Below are 17,518 nucleotides of genomic sequence, written 5' to 3' on the forward strand. Positions count from 1 at the left end.
GATTATCTGAACAGGTTCTTGATACCGTCCATATCGAACGACAGAGAAAAACGAAGCGTCTGGTCCAACGGGTTACTCTGAACCGTACTTACCAGATAAGCTGCATCCAACTGGAATACACTCATACGGAAACCTGCTCCGACAGAGAAATACTGACGGTTACCTTTATTTGCATTTTCATAGAAATAACCTCCGCGAAGGAAAAACTGGTCGTTATAACTATATTCTGCACCAATAGAAACCATCACTTCCTGCAATTCGCCTTTGAAACCGTCGGGTGAATCGCCAAAAGACTTGAAAATACCGGAAATACCGGATACATCATTATATTCATCTTTTTTCTTATCGTATTCATCTTTCTCTTCCTGGGTATAACCTTCACGCAGATAAGGCAAACTCGGCACCAGATATTTACTCAAGTCAAGATACAGACCGATCCGGTTATAGTCGTCGATCGGATAGAGCAAACCGGTTCCCAGACGAAGAGTCGTCGGAATGAACTCATTATGTTCCCCGCCGTCATAAGAAATCTTCGTACCGATATTGGATACATTGAAACCAAAACTCCACAAACATTCACTGTTACCCAGGATCACATATTTTTCCAGATAACCCGCAATATCCGCAGCAAATGCATTACCGGGTACACGGCTTTCATCGGAAGGATCCGTTCCCATATCCGAACGGATATAACGCATAGCAACAGCCATCGAATAAGACTCAGACAATTTACGGCTGTAACTTACATCGAAAGCCATTTCATAGGGGCTAACCGAGTAACCGCCCGTCGATTCCCCGGTAATAGGATTATAAGGAACATCTCCCAGCGAAAAATAACGCAGGGAAGCACCGACCGCCTGCAAATCACTATCGCCGATCTTATAATAACCTGCCAGGTTTGCCAAAGCCACATCATTTACCAATTTACGCAACCAGGGAGTATATGACAAAGAAACTCCCGCCTTACTATACATAAACGCATACTTTGCCGGATTCCAATATTGAGAGTTTATATCGGGAGTAGTTGAAGCCCCGTTGTCACCCATTGCACCGCCACGGGCATCAGGAGCAATAGACAGTGAAGGTACCGCCGTATTAACCGGAGCAAATTTAGCCTTATCACCCTCGGCGTGCAACACCGTGAAAGTAGCCAAAAGGCTGATTGCAACTATAAGTGTACTGATTCTTAATTCTTTTATCATACTATATCTGTTAAAAACGTGGTAAATAAAAATTTACCTTACGAACATATAAACTGATTTTACTTTACTTTATTGTGCGAGGATTATTAATTTCTTTGCATCCGTAGCCTCCTTAGAGCCTCCGGAACTGATTGCCGCACGATATATATATATGCCGGGACGGAGACGTCCGCCTCTGTTATTCGTCAGATCCCAGGTTACCGTATACGATTTGAATAGCTCGGATGCTCCGGTTTCCTGATGTTTCCATTGCAGACGCCCCATCATATCATATACCATAATACCAACCGTCAACTGGCTTTCCGGACGGTTGTGAAACAAGTGGAATTCTACCTGCTCGCGTGCCGGACTAGGTGTTGCGGTCAGTTCCAGCAGATAAGGCTTCAACCCTTCCACCACTTCAAACTCAAATTCATACGTAGTCGAATTATTCTGTATATCCCAAACTTTAAACTCAGCGGTATGGATTCCCGGAGTCAACGCCGGAAGTAAATACTTCACAATACCTTCCCCATCCTTTCCCGGGATCAATTCATAATAACTGTTCAGGTTGAAACTGAGTGACGGATCGCCATCAATGATCAGCATCATATCATGCCCGATACTGCTACCGGTGATATTCACACCACTCTTATCCCAAAGACGTGCCACAAAGAACGGTGTCGTATTAACCTGACCACCATTGACAAATGTAGAATCGTTCATATACAGGACACGAATCTCCGGACCGTCATGATCGTCTTCCGCATTATCATCCGTTCCTCCGACACGATAATTCAGGTAAGCACCCTGTGCTTCCAGATTATTCGTTTCATCCGAAGCGTATAGATTCATCTTTCCGAATTCGTTTGAATAGGATATATCCTTCGGTACGGTAAAGGTAAAACTGAATTTTCCGGCACGGACCGAATCGTTACCAATAAAAAGTATATTCGAATAATCAGTATACTTAAATGTATTGCCGGTCTTGTTATTATCCAACGTTTCATAAGAAACACGGCTATCCAAGACAGTCGGGTTCAACAAACCGGAAAAGTCCGTTGCTACATTCCCATCTGCATTCAACACTTCCCCTTCTACTGTTATTTTTTGCAACGCTTTGAAATCTACCGGATCATCCGTCACCGGGTTCCCGTTTACGGCCGTTACCTGCATACGATATTCCGGATAAGCTAACTTCAATGCCGGGTCACCGATCAAAGCAAATCCCAGTTTATACCGGCTCGAACCTAATGCCCTCTTCGTTGCTTTCATAACTTCCCCCAATGTCAGACGACGTCCGTTCTTTTTCTCGAACAGATTACGGATCAGATTGTCATTGATTTCGAAGTTCGGAGTGGAATAGGCCACGCGGGTCGTCGTGAACAAACCGATACCGCCACTCACCTTATTAAGGAAAACCTGCTCGCCGGCGGAAGTGACCGAAGCATCAAAACGGCAAAAATCACAAGTTGCCGTAATCCAGATAGGCAAACGTGTATAAGTCGATTGAGTTATATCACTTTCAGTCAACACCCTTTCATCACTCCAGGCTGTAGTGCTCCCATGTCCGGTATAATTTATCAGCAACAATCCGTTTTTGAGTTGCTTCTGAATATTCGTTTTTACATCAGGATAAGTAGCCAGACCTCCTGAAACATCTTTCTTATAAGCATCAAAATAAATCTTATTCACCAGAAATTCGGGATGGCTTGTATTGATATATTCCCCCAACCGGTCAGCCTGGTCTGCATGATTTATCATATAGCCGTCCGCACTACTCCCGTCATCCGCCACAAAACAGACATTATTTTTCCACGATCCGGTATCTTTATTATCCATATAACCGATGACCTTATTCACCATATTGGTTGCCTCAGCCAGTGTTCTGACCGGGAAACGGCCTATTCCGATATCGACTCTGGCAGACATCAGTTCTTTTCCATTATTGCTATCATCCAGAAAACCGAAATAATCGTCTATAACAAACGATCGTTCATTCAATGATTCTTCCGTCTGGTAGGTCAACAGCATATTACTTGTCGTCACATTCTGCCAGCCGGACGTGATGAAACGGTTATCAAACGCCCCGTCACCGAAAAGAAGCAGATACTTGGGAGCATCCTCTTCCGAAGTCTGACGATCGTAAAACATCTTCATAAAACGACGGTAAGCCGTAGCATCCGGAGTACCGCTCGAAAACTCGTTATAAATAGCATCCGGAGTCACCACCTGAACCGTCAGGCCGTCACGGGTACGATGCGCCTCGGCCAGTCGTTCTGCCTGTGCAGTCAGCCCGGGTTGGGCTATAATGATCATATCGGTCTGCGGCAAAGCATGTAAATCCTGGTTCGTTACATCACCTACGACTTCCGGAGAAGGGAACGCTTGATTTCTTTGCACTAATGCAAACTCTCTCAACGTCCCTGCCGGGATAGAGAAAGACAATTCATTTCCGCTCAGTTCCGTTTCCATCTGTTTCGGATTCAACTTATCCGTCACATCAAAAACCATTGTGTTCGTATTGGCATTCTGGATGACAAACCGGGAGGCATTTCCAACAGAGGCCAGACTACGGAAAAACGTACAGACGCCATACGGTTGCAGCTCCCGCTTCATCTGCAAACGGATATAATCCAAATGGACATTCTTATGTCCCAGCTGTCCGTATCTTACATTTACTTTTACATTCGTACCTTTATCCCCTTTCCAGTCCACGACCTCATAGACCAAACGCGCCATAGTATACGTTTCACTACCACTCGAACCACTTTGAGCAATCGTTTTTTCCAATAACTTCTCGCCATCCACACTCATACTCACGCTTCCGTTACCGGTAGTCGGTTTGGCGATAAAGCGTAACGCAATTTTACCGTCATCATTGGTAATGCCGGTTATTCCGGTAAATGAGAAATCTCTTGAAAGGGTCATATCCATCGCTTCGCCAAAAAGCTCCCGTCCCGAATTATTCACGGATACAAGATCCTTCTCATGCAAACGATAATCATCAAAGGTCGTCACTTTCAAAGAAGCACCGGCAGCAGAAGCCACCGATTCCATCTCTTTCGTACCAGTAGCATCCGTCAGGAAATAATAACCGTAATTGGAGTAAGGATTATTGGTATGGACAAAACTTTCCGTACTCTTGTCATACGTCCAGTTGATAACTCCGCAGCCATAAAATAAAAGGTAGTCGTCACCACGCCAGACCGGAACGGCAGGTATATCGTCTATATAAGGATTTGAGAAATCTTCATCCAGCATACAACCACCGTAACCATGTACGGAAACCTTCGCCGGGTCAGAAAATCCCATCCCTCGCAGGTCGGCATATGTCAGTTTATAAATTCCTCTGTCTTCAATCTGTATCTTTACCCATTTCCCGGATGCCAATGCAGAGCTGGTTGCATACTTGCTACCATCCGCCCAGGCGAAAGAGAAAAAGGAGACACTTATTATGAATGTATATAATAATCGTAACATATCTTTTTTCAGTTGATAGTTGATAAGTGACAGTTGACAGATAAAATCAAGGACAAATAACTATCAACTGTCACTTGTCAACTGTCAACTATTTAACGTGGAAATCAAGTAACTTCTGCTCACCGATATATCCCTGCAGATGATCATCGATCTTAACAGGCCCTACACCGACCGGTGTTCCTGTAAAAATCAAATCTCCTATCTTCAGAGTAAAAAAACGGCTCACATAAGCGATAATCTTGTCGACCGGGAAAAGCATATCCGAGGTATTTCCCTCCTGCACCTTCCGACCGTTTATATCCAGATGGAACGGAATACGGTTGATATCCCCTACTCTGTCCAAAGACACAAACGTCCCGATAACAGCCGAATTATCAAAAGCTTTACTGATCTCCCAGGGTAATCCTTTCGCACGCAGTTCTCTTTGCAGATCACGGGCCGTAAAATCAATACCGACAGTTACTTCATTATAGTAACGATGTGCAAAACGTTCGGCGATGTTCTTACCCAGCCGGTCTATCTTTACAACGATCTCCGTTTCGTAATGTATCTCCGAAGAAAAATCGGGAATAAAAAACGGTTTCCCATCTTTCAACAGGGAGGAATCGGATTTCATAAAGATAGTAGGCTCCGATAACTCTAACGAATGATGCAGCTCTTTATTGTGTTCTGCATAATTCATTCCTACTGCTATAATCTTCATTTCAGTGATTAATTGAGTTCAAACGATTAAACATGACAGCCAGATGGGCATACATGGAAGTGTTCTGTACCACAATATGTTCAGGGACACGGATACGAAACGGGGTAAAGTTCCACAAGGCCTTGATACCTCCGGCAATGATCTGCTCGGTCACCCCCTGTGCCTTATCTACAGGTACCGTGATAACACCGATCGTCGCACCGAACTCTTTCTGCTTGGCTGGGAAATCGTCCAGATGAAAAACAGGTATACCATTCACGACTGTCCCGGCCAGTTCTTTGCGGACATCAAACCCGGCAACGATCTCCAGTCCATACTGATTTAACCCGGTATCCTGCAACAAGGCAGCGCCCAGGCTACCGACACCGAATAAAAAAGCTTTATGCTGCGCAGTAAAACCCAAAAAATCTTCCAACACATCTACTAGGGCGCAGATATCATAGCCGACCCTGGTCTTCCCCGAAATATTGACAAACGAAAGATCCTTCGCCACCTGGCTGGGATCTACATTAATTTCTTTAGCAATCTGGGTAGATGATACAAACGTCTCTCCCTTGCCTTTCATCAGTTTCAGAAAAGCAAGATACCAAGGTAGTCTCCGAAGCGTTGGCTCAGGTATTTTCCAGGCTTGTTTCAATTCATCATTAGCCATTCTCTTTATCTTAATTAATGTAGCCTACAAAAGTACAATTTTGTTCCTAATCATAGGCAAAACCATGAGTTTTTTGTTCCAAAAATAAAAAGGGGTGTTCCTAAAGTCGATATTAAAGGCCTCAGAATATACAAACAGAAATACTTTCCTATAAAAAAGACAGGACTCCCAAATATGAAAGTTCTACCTTTCCTATCCGGAAGTCCTGTCTTGACATCTCTCCTCTTATTTTCCAGAGAAGATATATAAACTATCTTTAAATCCTTTCCAGCGTAGCAACAATGAAATCCCACACCTTCTGCACAGACGGGATACTCACCCTTTCATCCGGCGAATGCGGATGTTCCAGATCCGGTCCGATAGAGATCATATCCATCGCAGGATAAGATTCCTGAATGATACCACATTCCAAACCGGCATGCATCACCTTTACCGACGGCTTCTTACCGAACATCTCTTCATATGTTTTCTGCATCACATTCAGAATCGGAGAATTGATATTCGGTTGCCAACCACCATAAGCACCACCATATTCCACCTTAGCACCAGCCAAAGAGAAAACACTTTCAAGACTGGAACATACGGAAGCCTTACGACTTTCGGAAGAACTACGCACCAATATCTTTATTTCAATCAACTCGTTCGATGATTTGACAATTGCCAGGTTGGAAGAAGATTCCACCGTTCCGGGGAAATCTCTCAACATACTGATCACACCATTCTGGCAACCTTCGATCGCATTGATAATATCATCCTGAATTTCTTCCGGAATCAATGTAGCAGGCAGGTCGGTCATATCAGCAACAAAGTCGATATTATTTTCGATACCGGCATATTCTTCACGGAACATATCCCGGTAGTCAGCTACCAGTTCCCACAAAGCTTCCACATTATCCCCCGGAATCGTGATTACGGCAAAAGCCTCCCGCGGAATCGCGTTACGCAACGAACCGCCTTCAATAGACGATAGCCGGGCACCATAATCACAAACAGCTTCTTTCAGAAAACGGAAGATCAGTTTATTCGCATTGGCGCGTCCCAAATGAATATCCACACCGGAATGGCCGCCTTTCAATCCTGTCAGGCTCAACTTTACAGCCACATCGCCTTCCGGAATATAAGTATCTTCTTTAAACTGGATCGAAATATTCAGGTCCGCACCGCCGGCACAACCGACAAACAGTTCACCTTCCTCTTCCGAGTCGCAGTTGATCAATGTTTCGCCTTTCAGGAAACCGGGTTTCAAACCGAAAGCACCATCCATCCCTTCTTCTTCATCGATAGTGAAAAGGGCTTCTATCGGTCCGTGCTTGATAGTCGTATCGGAAAGCACTGCCATTGCCAGTGACGCACCGATACCATTATCGGCTCCCAATGTCGTTTCACGGGCAGTTACCCAATCACCGTCTATATAAGCATCAATAGGATCAGTCAGAAAATCGTGTTTTACAGAGGCGTTTTTTTGGGGGACCATATCCAGATGGGACTGTAGGATAACTGTTTTGCGGCCTTCCATTCCGGGAGTAGCCGGTTTACGGATCAAAACGTTTCCAACTCCATCCCGTAGGGTTTCCAATCCCAATCCTTTTCCGAAAGCTTCCACAAAACGGGTTACTGCTTCCATGTGTCCGGTAGGACGTGGGATCTGTGTAAGGTCATAGAAATAACCCCATACATGCTGTGGGGAAAGATTCTTGATTTCTGCTGACATAATCTTTTCTAAGTTGACAGTTGACAAGTGACAATTGACAGATAAATGCCAAAAGAGTCACTGACAACCAGATTAATAAATAATATATAGTAACAAACTTATTCCACAAAAAGATCACCGCCCGGAGTTTTTTTAACTGTCAACTGTCACTTGTCAACTGTCACCTCTCTATTGGTGAGCGGCAAAGCCACGATACCGAACAGACCGCATATCACCGTCCAGGCTGTCTGCACCGTATGTACTACCAGGGCAAAAGCAGCAGCATCATTTTCATTGACACCAAAACAGACCAAGGTAGCGATCACCATAAAATGCCAGGCTCCGATACCGGCCTGTACCGGGACTGCAACACCGATACTACTCATCGTAAAAGCGATCAACCCGACCGTTATCCCCAGATCACGGGTAAAGTCAAAAGCGTAGAAAGTGATATAGAAATAACAGAAATAACCTCCCCAGATCATCAATGTCTGAATCAGGAAACGACCTTTCTGCTTCAACAGCCAGATACTCTTCATTCCGTCCCATACATTCAGTAACAACGCTTTTGCTTTTTGTACCAGCGTAAAGTTACTCATATATTTGAAAACAAACCAAATTCCGGCGACTAAAATTACTGCACCCACGTAAATCCATATCGAATCGAACATTTTCTGAAAGCCTTCCAGCAAAGCCGGGTTCCTGGCAAAGAAGCTGATAAAGAAGTCGAAATTGAAAATAAAGATCAGCAAAGTGATCGATCCGACAACGATCGTATCACTCACACGGTCGATCAGCAAGGTTCCGAACAGCTTGGTAAAAGGTATCTTGTCATATTTAGTGATAATTCCGCAGCGCCAGACTTCCCCGACACGCGGCAACACCATATTTACGGCATAGTTTCCCAATACGGCATAAATGATATTGCTCATCTTGAAACGATCACCCAGCGATGAGATCAACAGCCCCCAACGCAATCCGCGAACCACATTGGCAAACAAACCGAACAGTAAAGAAACCAGGATGATATCATATCTTACCCCTTCACGGATGACGCGCCATATCTCGGTAACATCCATGTTGCTATACAAAAACCAAAGCAGCAAACAGCCAAAAGCTAAGGGCAAAAATATCTTGACAAACGTTTGTAGGATACTCTTAAAATTCATTCTACGTAGGATACTTTAAATTATTTGTTGTATTTTTGTGCACCCGCAAAGATAAGCATTATATTTTAATACAAACATTTTACATCAAATAACCGGATGAGATTAGTTAAGCCAAAGAAAGCATTAGGACAGCACTTCCTGAAGGATTTACAGATCGCACAGCGTATTGCCGATACGTTGTCGGACTACAAAGATTTACCGGTTCTGGAGATCGGTCCCGGCATGGGTGTGCTTACCCAATATCTGCTGGAAGCGGGTCACGACCTGACAGTGGTAGAACTGGATATGGAGTCGGTCGATTATCTGGAGCAGAACTTTCCGGCACTCGAAGGGCGTATCCTGGCAGAAGATTTCCTCCGGTTGGACCTGTCGAAACTTTTCCCCGGCCAGTTCTGTGTGATCGGAAATTATCCTTATAATATATCCAGTCAGATATTTTTCAAAGTGCTCGATTATAAGGATCACGTTCCCTGTTGTTCGGGTATGATTCAGAAAGAGGTAGCCGAACGCCTGGCCGCCGGACCGGGCAGCAAGACCTACGGTATTCTCAGTGTTCTTCTGCAAGCCTGGTACACAGTGGAATATCTATTTACGGTCAGTGAATTTGTCTTCGACCCACCCCCAAAAGTAAAAAGTGCGGTTATCCGGATGGTACGGAACGACCGGAAAGAAATGGGATGTGACGAGAAATTATTCAAGACGGTGGTCAAGACATCTTTCAATCAGCGCCGCAAGACACTCCGGAATTCAATGAAGCCGCTATTAGGGAAAGACTGTCCGGACTATGCGCTCCCGATTTTCGACAAACGCCCCGAACAGCTTTCGGTGGAACAATTTGTCGAACTGACATTGATTGCAGACCGCCATCTGAAAAACATCTAAAAGAAAACAGGCATGATCGAACTGACGAGAGACTATATCGACAACCTGAAAAGCATCATTACTGAAAAAAACGATGCTAAAGCACAAGCGTTGCTCCACGATTTATATCCGGCGGATATCGCCGAGTTATACCAGGAGCTGAACCTTCAGGAAGCGATCTATCTGTATCTGCTGATGGATGGCGACAAGGCTGCCGACGTCTTGATGGAACTGGACGAAGAAGACCGCCATAAATTACTGAAAGAGCTACCCAACGAACTGATCGCCAAACGCTTCGTCGACAACATGGAGACCGACGACGCGGTAGACCTGATGCGTGAGTTGGACGAAGATACACAGGAAGAGATCCTCTCGCACATCGAAGACGTCGAACAGGCGGGCGATATTGTCGACCTGTTGAAATACGATGAAGACACCGCCGGTGGTTTGATGGGTACGGAAATGATCGTGGTCAACGAGAACTGGAGCATGCCGCAATGTATCGACGAAATGCGTAAGCAGGCGGAAGATATGGACGAAATCTATTATGTATATGTAATAGACGACGACGAACGTCTGAAAGGCGTCCTCCCCCTGCAACGGCTGATCACCAACCCTTCCGTTTCAAAGATCAAACATGTGATGAAAAAGGAGCCGATCTCTGTCCGCGACAGCGACAGCATCGAGGAGGTGGCCGAAACGATTGAGAAATACGACCTTGTAGCACTTCCGGTAGTAGACAGCATCGGACGCCTGGTCGGACGAATCACGATCGACGACGTAATGGATGAAGTACGTGAACAACATGAACGTGACTACCAGTTGGCTTCCGGTATCTCGCAGGACGTGGAAACTTCGGACAACGTATTTACCCAAACAGCGGCACGTCTCCCCTGGTTGTTGATCGGCATGATTGGCGGACTGGCGAATTCGGTCATTCTCGGCGGTTTCGAAGGGAATCTGGCAAGTAACCCAAAGATGGCATTGTTCATCCCGCTGATCGGTGGTACGGGAGGTAATGTCGGGATACAGTCTTCTGCCATCGTGGTACAGGGTTTGGCTAATAATTCGTTGAAACAGGACAATATTCTTCCGCAGATACTGAAAGAAGGCATCGTTGCGCTCATCAATGCCAGTATTATCAGCCTGGTCGTATTCATTTACAATTTCTTTATGCTGGGGGATAAAGGGATCACGGCCTCGGTTTCATTAAGCTTGTTTTCTGTCGTTATGTTTGCCAGTATCTTCGGGACGCTTGTGCCGATGACGCTCGACCGATTGAAAATCGATCCGGCTCTGGCTACAGGACCATTTATCACAATCACCAACGACATTATAGGAATGATGATTTATATGTTCATCTCTTCGGCATTGACATAGGGGCGCCCCCCTACAATACCTGTCATTTGGGTTCAATATTTTCTATTATTGTAACGTTGACTCATATCTTTCTACATTCGATCGCGAAGCCTTACTATCAACTGTCACTTGTCAACTGTCATCTAAAAAATATTTCACCTTTTTCTAACCAATAAAGCCCCGGAGGAAATCCCCCGGGGCTTTTTTTGTCTGTTTTTCGCTCTTCACAGAGTTAGAACAGAAGAACTTTATTTCATTACTTTAGTATTAATGCCGACCGCTTGTTCGCCTGTCGCAGGATACTTGTCATGGAGGTGGGTGAACCCAGCTCTACGACACACAGTCAATTTAAATTTATTGATTATAAATAATTTCTTATTTTACGATAGCCTTAACAGCAGCTTCGCCTTCTACTGCTACTACAACTACACCGGCAGGAGCAGCGATGGTAGCTTCATCTGAAGTAACAACTGTGCTAGCAACTTTCTGACCCAATACGTTGCTGATTGTAACAGTCTTACCGGCAGCACCCTTAACGATTACGGCACCGTTAGCGGCAATAACCTGGATACTGGAAGCATCGATGCTTTCGTTAGCTACTGTTATGGTAGGATCTACTTCGAAACGAGCAGCGGCTTTTATTTCAGCACCTAATGTCAGATTACCGTTGACGGAAATTACATAAGCTCTTTTTGCTGCGTTACGGATTACATAAGTACCGTCTCCGTCACCGGATTCGATTACCTGGAACTTGAAGTTATTCAAGCCACCCTTAACACCTGTCACTTTGTTTTCTTTTACAGCTACCTTAGTCAGCTTGCCGTCAACCATTGTCTGCAATGTATCAGCATCCTGCAGGCTGACGATGCTTGCATCTTTAAAGATTAAGCGTGTAGCATAGTCTTCATTATCTTTTGCAAATGTATATTTTCTCCAGTCAGCTACTCGTTTACTGTCAGCTGAGTCTGTAGCGAAATACAAGAACTTCGCCTTATCTTCCGTGCGAATGTAGAATGAAGGTATATTCTTGTCTGTATCTACTGTATCCAAACGGAATATCATAGTTTCAAACGGATTGACCACAGCTGCAAATTCATCCTTCATGAACAGGTAACCACCATAGTTGTCTGTATTCTTGAATTCTGTTGTCTGCGGAAGAGCTTCTAATGAACCATATACCTTTTCAGGTACCAAGAAGGTCTTAACCGGTAGTTCGTTGTAATCGTTCTTATAATCATAATACAGAGCATTTTCCCATGCTGCTACATCAACTCTTTCTGTTTCTTCTGTCTCTTCATCCTGTACAGCATCAGCTACTGCCAAATAGTTTATAGCGCTTCTGAAGTCAACATTTGAAGTAGTTCCAGTCTTTTTTTCTACCAGAGATACAGAACCATCCAGATTGTATTTGATAATGTACTCTTCTTTCTCGGTCAGTGATAAATTTCCTCCATTCAGGTAATATACATCATCTTCATCCGGAGCAAAGAATCTTACATTATAAGTATAGAAAGCAACTGTATCCTTTTCAATCGGAGAAGTAACAACGTTATTATTCTGGATATAAACGAAATCGTTCAGGATGTAAGAAACTTTATCTTTCTTATCATTACCAGCTTCTTTTACACGGATCAGTTCGAACTGGTCAGCAGTCTTAGATGTTACAACCTCATCTCTGCTTCCATTATTAAAGATTTCAATCTTACCGGTCTTCTTATCCCTTGCAGCCGCGGCATACAATCTGTCGTTTGCTTCAGCAGTCTTGGCAAATTCGAAAGTGAACAAACCTTCTTCGCTTTCAGCTGTTTCGAAAGTATCAAATTTCTTTACATCTTTCTTTTCAATCAACTGAACTTGCATACCTCTGAATTCCAAAGAATTATCCCAAATAAAATCTCCATTACTAGCATCAGTATGAGCAATTCTTAACTTTTGGTCACGTGGCATACCATCTTTAACAGACGGATATACCGTATAGATATCGTCACCCAATTTCTTTTCGGCATACAATACTGCCCAAACTGATGCACCAGTCAGACGGTTTGTAATCTCGACAGTTTCTCTTTTGTGATCCGGATCGTTATCATTGTCTTTAACACCTGTGATTACGAACTGATACAATGGGTCGTTTTCATTAGCTCCGTCATTTACACTCGGCATAGCAGCAAATGTAAAGTCGTTCGGCGAACTAGGATCTGTATTATCTGACTCCAATGTCAAATACTGTCCATATTCAGAAACCTCTTCATTGGCGGCTTCTTCTGCACCGCTGACAAACTTGATTGCATAGATAGCCGGAGTAGCATCGTTGTGTAACAGGCTTGTAGCGTCGGCCAATGTTGTTGAAGGAACAGCTTTCAATGCTACGACATCAGTTCCCACACCAGACATCAGATAAGGATCTCCGGCAGGATCATTCACATTGTTAGTGCTGGTACGTACTGTAACAGTTACAGATTTATTAGCATGAGTACCGTTTTTAGCAACATCCAAACGAGCGTCAGTGACAGTCAACTCATATTGTTCATTTTCTGTCAGCGGATTCTTCACCGTGGCAGTGAAACAAGCGTTACCTACGAACACTTCATCTTTTTTAGACATCAAAGCTGCATTATGGATGTCTGCATTGTTTGTTACTTCCAGTTTATCCACACCCTTCTTATCATAGAAGTTCATGTCGCTACCTTTTACGGTTTTCAGCAAGAAACCGCCACCATTAGTGCGGCCAGCGTCTGTCAGCTTGGTATAGCTTTGCGGATGAATAGCCACGAAAGTCATCTTGCTGAACTGTTCTTTACTTGTGATACGGAAAGTGTTCAACGTTTCTTTATCTTCGGCATCTTTTCTATCCAATGCGCTCCAGTCTGAAGCCAAATAGATACCGGCAGGGATAGCATAATGTGCACCATTGGCTTGCCAAGCGAGAGAATCCGTCGGCATGAAATCTTCAGTTTCATCAGTAGCACCATTCAGATCCAGATCCTCATCCACATAGAACGCTTTCAAATCCAGATCCTTGAAGATATTGTCATAGACTTCTTTGCTATTATATGTGTTATTAGCAAACGAGAACATGAAACCTCTACCGCCCTTCATATCATTCAGTTCTTCAGCTACATTCTCTCCTAGAATCTCCCTTTCACCTAAGGTTGCAAGAAGGAAGTTATCTGAAGAATTCGGACCACCCAATGTGAACCCATCTACACCAGCCGTTGAACTACCTGCCAATAATTGGTTGCCACCGGAAGTAGCGGCACCGGTATAATACAAAAACAACTGAGCGTTTTTATCAGCTGCTTTAATCTGATTCTTGCCATCACCAACTTTTGACATGAACCAAATCTGGGTCTTGCCATTGTCAAATTTTGACTCCTCTGCCTTATCTACACAAACAAAAGGATTAACATTAACTTTAAAAGCCAAAGGAACTGCGGTTGCTTTGCTTTCCAAAGAATAGTAGTAGTGTTTAGTTCCTGCAGCAGCACCCGGTGTACCGCTACCACCTTCAGTAATGATATCTTCTTTAAAATTCCAAAGAAGTGCATCCAGTTCTTTATCAGTCAGAGTGCTGAGGTCTTCCGTACCTAAATCAACCACAGAGTAAGTCAACTGTCCAGCCTTAGTCTTAGTTGCTTTAAGAAGGTAGTCCGCACCACTAATCTTACCGTCGTTGTCAGCATCTTTGACAATAAAGACGCCGCTTTTGGTGCCTCCGAAAGGTTCTACCTTCAGCGGTGCCCCATTCACTTTAACGTCTGCCGCATTAACATTAAATGACGAGCCTGCGACCAGCATACCCGCCATCAAAAGCGTAGAAAACTTTTTGTTCATAATCGTTTAATTTAATATTAATAATAGTGTTACTTAAAAAGCCTTTTAACCTTGGATTTGGAACGTCTCTGAGAGTAAATGACTAGATTAAACGTTCCTTTTTTCTCGCCATTTTTTAGGTAGTATATTGCCTTGGTAATAAGAAGTACGATTTTTGTACTCTAATTGCTATTCAATTGATAAGAAAGAGGATAGGATTGAAAAAAAATTATGGGAAAGAATTGTAGGTTTAAAACTTATGCCTAACTTTGCTGGCGAGAAAAAAGGAACGTTTAATTTCGTCATTTGATTTTTATATTCTATCCTATAATATTCAATCGTTCATACAGTATTTTCAACTATCATTACATATATAGATATATACCCGTACGCATTTCATAATACGCTGTGTTTCAATACCTGTTTTTCAACTTTCCGCAAGGGATTGTTAAAAGATGGAATTTAGCCTGTTTTTCGGGGGAAATAAAGAAAGAATGATAAGAACCCGTTGGCGGAATTAATCTGCTACAAAATTAGGAAAAGGTGAACCTTTATCCTATCATGGCGGCTCTCTTTCTGTCCTGGCGGTCTTGACCCGCCATCTCATACTGAGTGTTGATTATCAGTATAGGATGCGATCCCGGGTCAAGCCCGGGAGGACAGAGTTAACGCTCATATTTAGAAATAATTGAACTATAAACATGAGGAAGATTACAGCAGCCTTGTAGAGGATTGGATATGTTAAATTAATATGTTATAGAACATATTTCCTGTAAAGCTGTTATCTTTGCAGTGACTAATAAAACAGCAAAGAAATATGCTAAAACAGGCATTTTACATTCTGTTCTTCTATTTTACCGGAGAATTTATCAGTTCTTTCATCGATGGCTTTATCCCGGGAAGTGTCATCGGTATGGTATTGTTATTCCTGGCACTGGCATTCAAATTGGTAAAGCCGGCAAATGTAAAGAAGTTATCGACGATCCTGACTGAGAATATGGGGTTGTTCTTCCTGCCTGCCGGTGTCGGACTGATGAGTTCTCTCGGCATTATCTCACAATATTGGGCAGTGATCTTGACTGCTTCCGTTGTCAGCACCATTCTGGTGATTGCCAGTGTTGCCCTTATCCAGCAAAAACTCGGAAAGGAGGGTGAAAGCAATGAATAATCTGGTACATTCCGAAGTTTTTGCACTCACTTTAGTGATCGGTACTTACCTAGCAGCACTCGCTTTATACAAAAAGACACGTATCAGCCTGCTGAATCCGTTGTTGACTTCCATATTCGTAATCATACTTGTTCTGAAAACAATGGGCATAGAATACGAATCTTTTCAGAAAGGGAGCCATCTGATCCATTTCATGCTGGGGCCTTCGGTCGTAGCATTGGGTTTCGTCCTCTATGACCAGGTACGGTACTTGAAAGGGAATGTAATTTCCATTCTCACTTCCGTATTCGTCGGAGCAATCGTAGGTATCGTCAGTGTCATCGTAATCGGCGATCTGATGGGGGCCGACCAGGCATTGATCGCCTCGCTCCAACCGAAGTCGGTCACAACTCCTATCGCGATGGGGATCGCTGAAAAGGCTGGAGGAATCCCTTCACTGACAGCAGTGATCGTTGTAGCAGTAGGTATATTCGGCAGTATTGTCGGTCCGTTTGTCATGAAAGTACTCGGAATAGAAAGCCGGATTGCCAAGGGATTGGCCCTCGGAGCCTCTTCACACGGACTGGGAACTTCAGTCGCCATTCAGATCGGTGCCATTGAAGGCGCTTTGAGCGGATTAGCGATCGGGCTGATGGGAATCATGACTGCGATTCTGGTCCCTGTTATCAGTTTTATCATTTCCTTGTTTTAGAATAAATCCTCCTTTTATCCCCCTGCAAATCATATCAGACTGATTTGCAACTCATTTCTAAAGAAAAAGATTGCCGCTTATTGGTACTTTAAGAGGAAAACACTACTTTTGTACCCGAAAATGACCGAAGACAATTCAAAAAAACATTATAAATAAAAATATTTCGTATGATTAATTCACAAGACATTAAAAAAGGAACTTGTATTCGTTTGGATGGCAAACTGTATTTCTGTGTTGACTTCCTTCACGTAAAACCGGGAAAAGGAAACACAATTATGCGTACTACATTGAAAGATGTAGTAAAAGGAGGCCAGATCGAACGCCGTTTCAATATTGGTGAAAAACTGGAAGACGTACGTGTAGAACGTCGTCCTTATCAATATACATATCGTGAAGGCGATCATTTCCACTTCATGAACCAGGAAACTTACGAAGATGTAATCATCGACAAGGAACTGATCAATGGCGTTGACTATATGATAGAAGGCCAGATCGTTGAAGTTGTTTCCGATGCATCGACAGAAACTGTTCTTTTCGCAGATATGCCTACAAAAGTTCAGTTGAAGATCACTTATACCGAACCGGGTGTAAAAGGCGATACTGCAACTAACACATTGAAACCGGCTACAGTAGAATCCGGTGCTGAAGTTCGTGTTCCGCTGTTCATCAACGAAGGCGAAATTATCGAAATCAACACGACAGACGGTTCTTACGTAGGACGTATCCGTGAATAATATGATATAATGCAGGG

General features: G+C 43.5%; 12 protein-coding genes. 5 read left to right on the forward strand and 7 right to left on the reverse strand.

Annotated features, from left to right (window positions below; all coding sequences use genetic code 11):
* Positions 1-2 precede the first annotated feature (2 nt).
* The 6 genes from porV to DWW23_RS03590 form a co-directional block, all read right to left on the reverse strand.
* Positions 3-1,202 carry a type IX secretion system outer membrane channel protein PorV gene (gene porV / locus DWW23_RS03565; RefSeq protein WP_122351907.1) on the reverse strand — a complete coding sequence of 400 codons (1,200 nt, stop codon included), beginning with the start codon at positions 1,200-1,202 and terminating at the stop codon, positions 3-5.
* A 69-nt stretch (positions 1,203-1,271) separates the two neighbouring features.
* A complete protein-coding gene (porU, locus tag DWW23_RS03570) occupies positions 1,272-4,664 on the reverse strand; it encodes a type IX secretion system sortase PorU (RefSeq protein WP_122351908.1) in 3,393 nt (1,130 codons plus the stop codon).
* Between the two features lie 88 nt (positions 4,665-4,752).
* A complete protein-coding gene (locus tag DWW23_RS03575) occupies positions 4,753-5,367 on the reverse strand; it encodes a fumarylacetoacetate hydrolase family protein (protein ID WP_122351909.1) in 615 nt (204 codons plus the stop codon).
* Between the two features lies 1 nt (position 5,368).
* The gene (locus DWW23_RS03580; protein WP_122351910.1) at positions 5,369-6,019 is read right to left on the reverse strand and encodes a redox-sensing transcriptional repressor Rex; all 651 of its coding nucleotides are present in this window, start codon (positions 6,017-6,019) and stop codon (positions 5,369-5,371) included.
* A 256-nt stretch (positions 6,020-6,275) separates the two neighbouring features.
* Positions 6,276-7,730 carry an aminoacyl-histidine dipeptidase gene (locus DWW23_RS03585; RefSeq protein ID WP_122351911.1) on the reverse strand — a complete coding sequence of 485 codons (1,455 nt, stop codon included), beginning with the start codon at positions 7,728-7,730 and terminating at the stop codon, positions 6,276-6,278.
* A gap of 146 nt (positions 7,731-7,876) precedes the next feature.
* The gene (locus tag DWW23_RS03590) at positions 7,877-8,878 is read right to left on the reverse strand and encodes a lysylphosphatidylglycerol synthase transmembrane domain-containing protein (RefSeq protein ID WP_122351912.1); all 1,002 of its coding nucleotides are present in this window, start codon (positions 8,876-8,878) and stop codon (positions 7,877-7,879) included.
* A 96-nt stretch (positions 8,879-8,974) separates the two neighbouring features.
* On the opposite strand from DWW23_RS03590, the gene rsmA reads away from it, so the two are divergent.
* Complete coding sequence (rsmA, locus tag DWW23_RS03595; protein ID WP_122351913.1) at positions 8,975-9,760, forward strand: 16S rRNA (adenine(1518)-N(6)/adenine(1519)-N(6))-dimethyltransferase RsmA; 786 nt, start codon at positions 8,975-8,977, stop codon at positions 9,758-9,760.
* 12 nt (positions 9,761-9,772) lie between these two features.
* Positions 9,773-11,119, forward strand: a complete 1,347-nt coding sequence (gene mgtE / locus DWW23_RS03600) for a magnesium transporter (RefSeq protein ID WP_122351914.1) — start codon at positions 9,773-9,775, stop codon at positions 11,117-11,119.
* A gap of 354 nt (positions 11,120-11,473) precedes the next feature.
* Here mgtE and DWW23_RS26980 read toward each other — a convergent pair whose 3' ends face one another.
* The gene (locus DWW23_RS26980) at positions 11,474-14,929 is read right to left on the reverse strand and encodes a DUF6383 domain-containing protein (RefSeq protein ID WP_147382587.1); all 3,456 of its coding nucleotides are present in this window, start codon (positions 14,927-14,929) and stop codon (positions 11,474-11,476) included.
* 796 nt (positions 14,930-15,725) lie between these two features.
* Here DWW23_RS26980 and DWW23_RS03610 point away from each other — a divergent pair.
* The 3 genes from DWW23_RS03610 to efp all read left to right on the forward strand — a co-directional run bounded on the left by DWW23_RS03610 (position 15,726) and on the right by efp (position 17,501).
* The gene (locus DWW23_RS03610) at positions 15,726-16,076 is read left to right on the forward strand and encodes a CidA/LrgA family protein (RefSeq protein WP_122351916.1); all 351 of its coding nucleotides are present in this window, start codon (positions 15,726-15,728) and stop codon (positions 16,074-16,076) included.
* A complete protein-coding gene (locus tag DWW23_RS03615; RefSeq protein ID WP_122351917.1) occupies positions 16,069-16,767 on the forward strand; it encodes an LrgB family protein in 699 nt (232 codons plus the stop codon). The genes DWW23_RS03610 and DWW23_RS03615 overlap by 8 nt, the downstream gene beginning before the upstream one ends.
* A 167-nt stretch (positions 16,768-16,934) precedes the next feature.
* Positions 16,935-17,501 (forward strand): elongation factor P, encoded by a 567-nt coding sequence (gene efp / locus DWW23_RS03620; RefSeq protein ID WP_122351918.1) that lies wholly within the window; start codon positions 16,935-16,937, stop codon positions 17,499-17,501.
* Positions 17,502-17,518: the final 17 nt, after the last annotated feature.

The organism is Parabacteroides sp. AF14-59 (genome assembly GCF_003479515.1).
Taxonomy (GTDB): domain Bacteria; phylum Bacteroidota; class Bacteroidia; order Bacteroidales; family Tannerellaceae; genus Parabacteroides; species Parabacteroides faecis.

Excerpts from the sequence above, each read along its gene's own strand:
- porV (WP_122351907.1), bottom strand. The coding sequence starts at position 1,202 with ATGATAAAAGAATTAAGAATCAGTACACTTATAGTTGCAATCAGCCTT.
- porU (WP_122351908.1), bottom strand. The coding sequence starts at position 4,664 with ATGTTACGATTATTATATACATTCATAATAAGTGTCTCCTTTTTCTCT.
- DWW23_RS03575 (WP_122351909.1), bottom strand. The coding sequence starts at position 5,367 with ATGAAGATTATAGCAGTAGGAATGAATTATGCAGAACACAATAAAGAG.
- DWW23_RS03580 (WP_122351910.1), bottom strand. The coding sequence starts at position 6,019 with ATGGCTAATGATGAATTGAAACAAGCCTGGAAAATACCTGAGCCAACG.
- DWW23_RS03585 (WP_122351911.1), bottom strand. The coding sequence starts at position 7,730 with ATGTCAGCAGAAATCAAGAATCTTTCCCCACAGCATGTATGGGGTTAT.
- DWW23_RS03590 (WP_122351912.1), bottom strand. The coding sequence starts at position 8,878 with ATGAATTTTAAGAGTATCCTACAAACGTTTGTCAAGATATTTTTGCCC.
- rsmA (WP_122351913.1), top strand. The coding sequence starts at position 8,975 with ATGAGATTAGTTAAGCCAAAGAAAGCATTAGGACAGCACTTCCTGAAG.
- mgtE (WP_122351914.1), top strand. The coding sequence starts at position 9,773 with ATGATCGAACTGACGAGAGACTATATCGACAACCTGAAAAGCATCATT.
- DWW23_RS26980 (WP_147382587.1), bottom strand. The coding sequence starts at position 14,929 with ATGAACAAAAAGTTTTCTACGCTTTTGATGGCGGGTATGCTGGTCGCA.
- DWW23_RS03610 (WP_122351916.1), top strand. The coding sequence starts at position 15,726 with ATGCTAAAACAGGCATTTTACATTCTGTTCTTCTATTTTACCGGAGAA.
- DWW23_RS03615 (WP_122351917.1), top strand. The coding sequence starts at position 16,069 with ATGAATAATCTGGTACATTCCGAAGTTTTTGCACTCACTTTAGTGATC.
- efp (WP_122351918.1), top strand. The coding sequence starts at position 16,935 with ATGATTAATTCACAAGACATTAAAAAAGGAACTTGTATTCGTTTGGAT.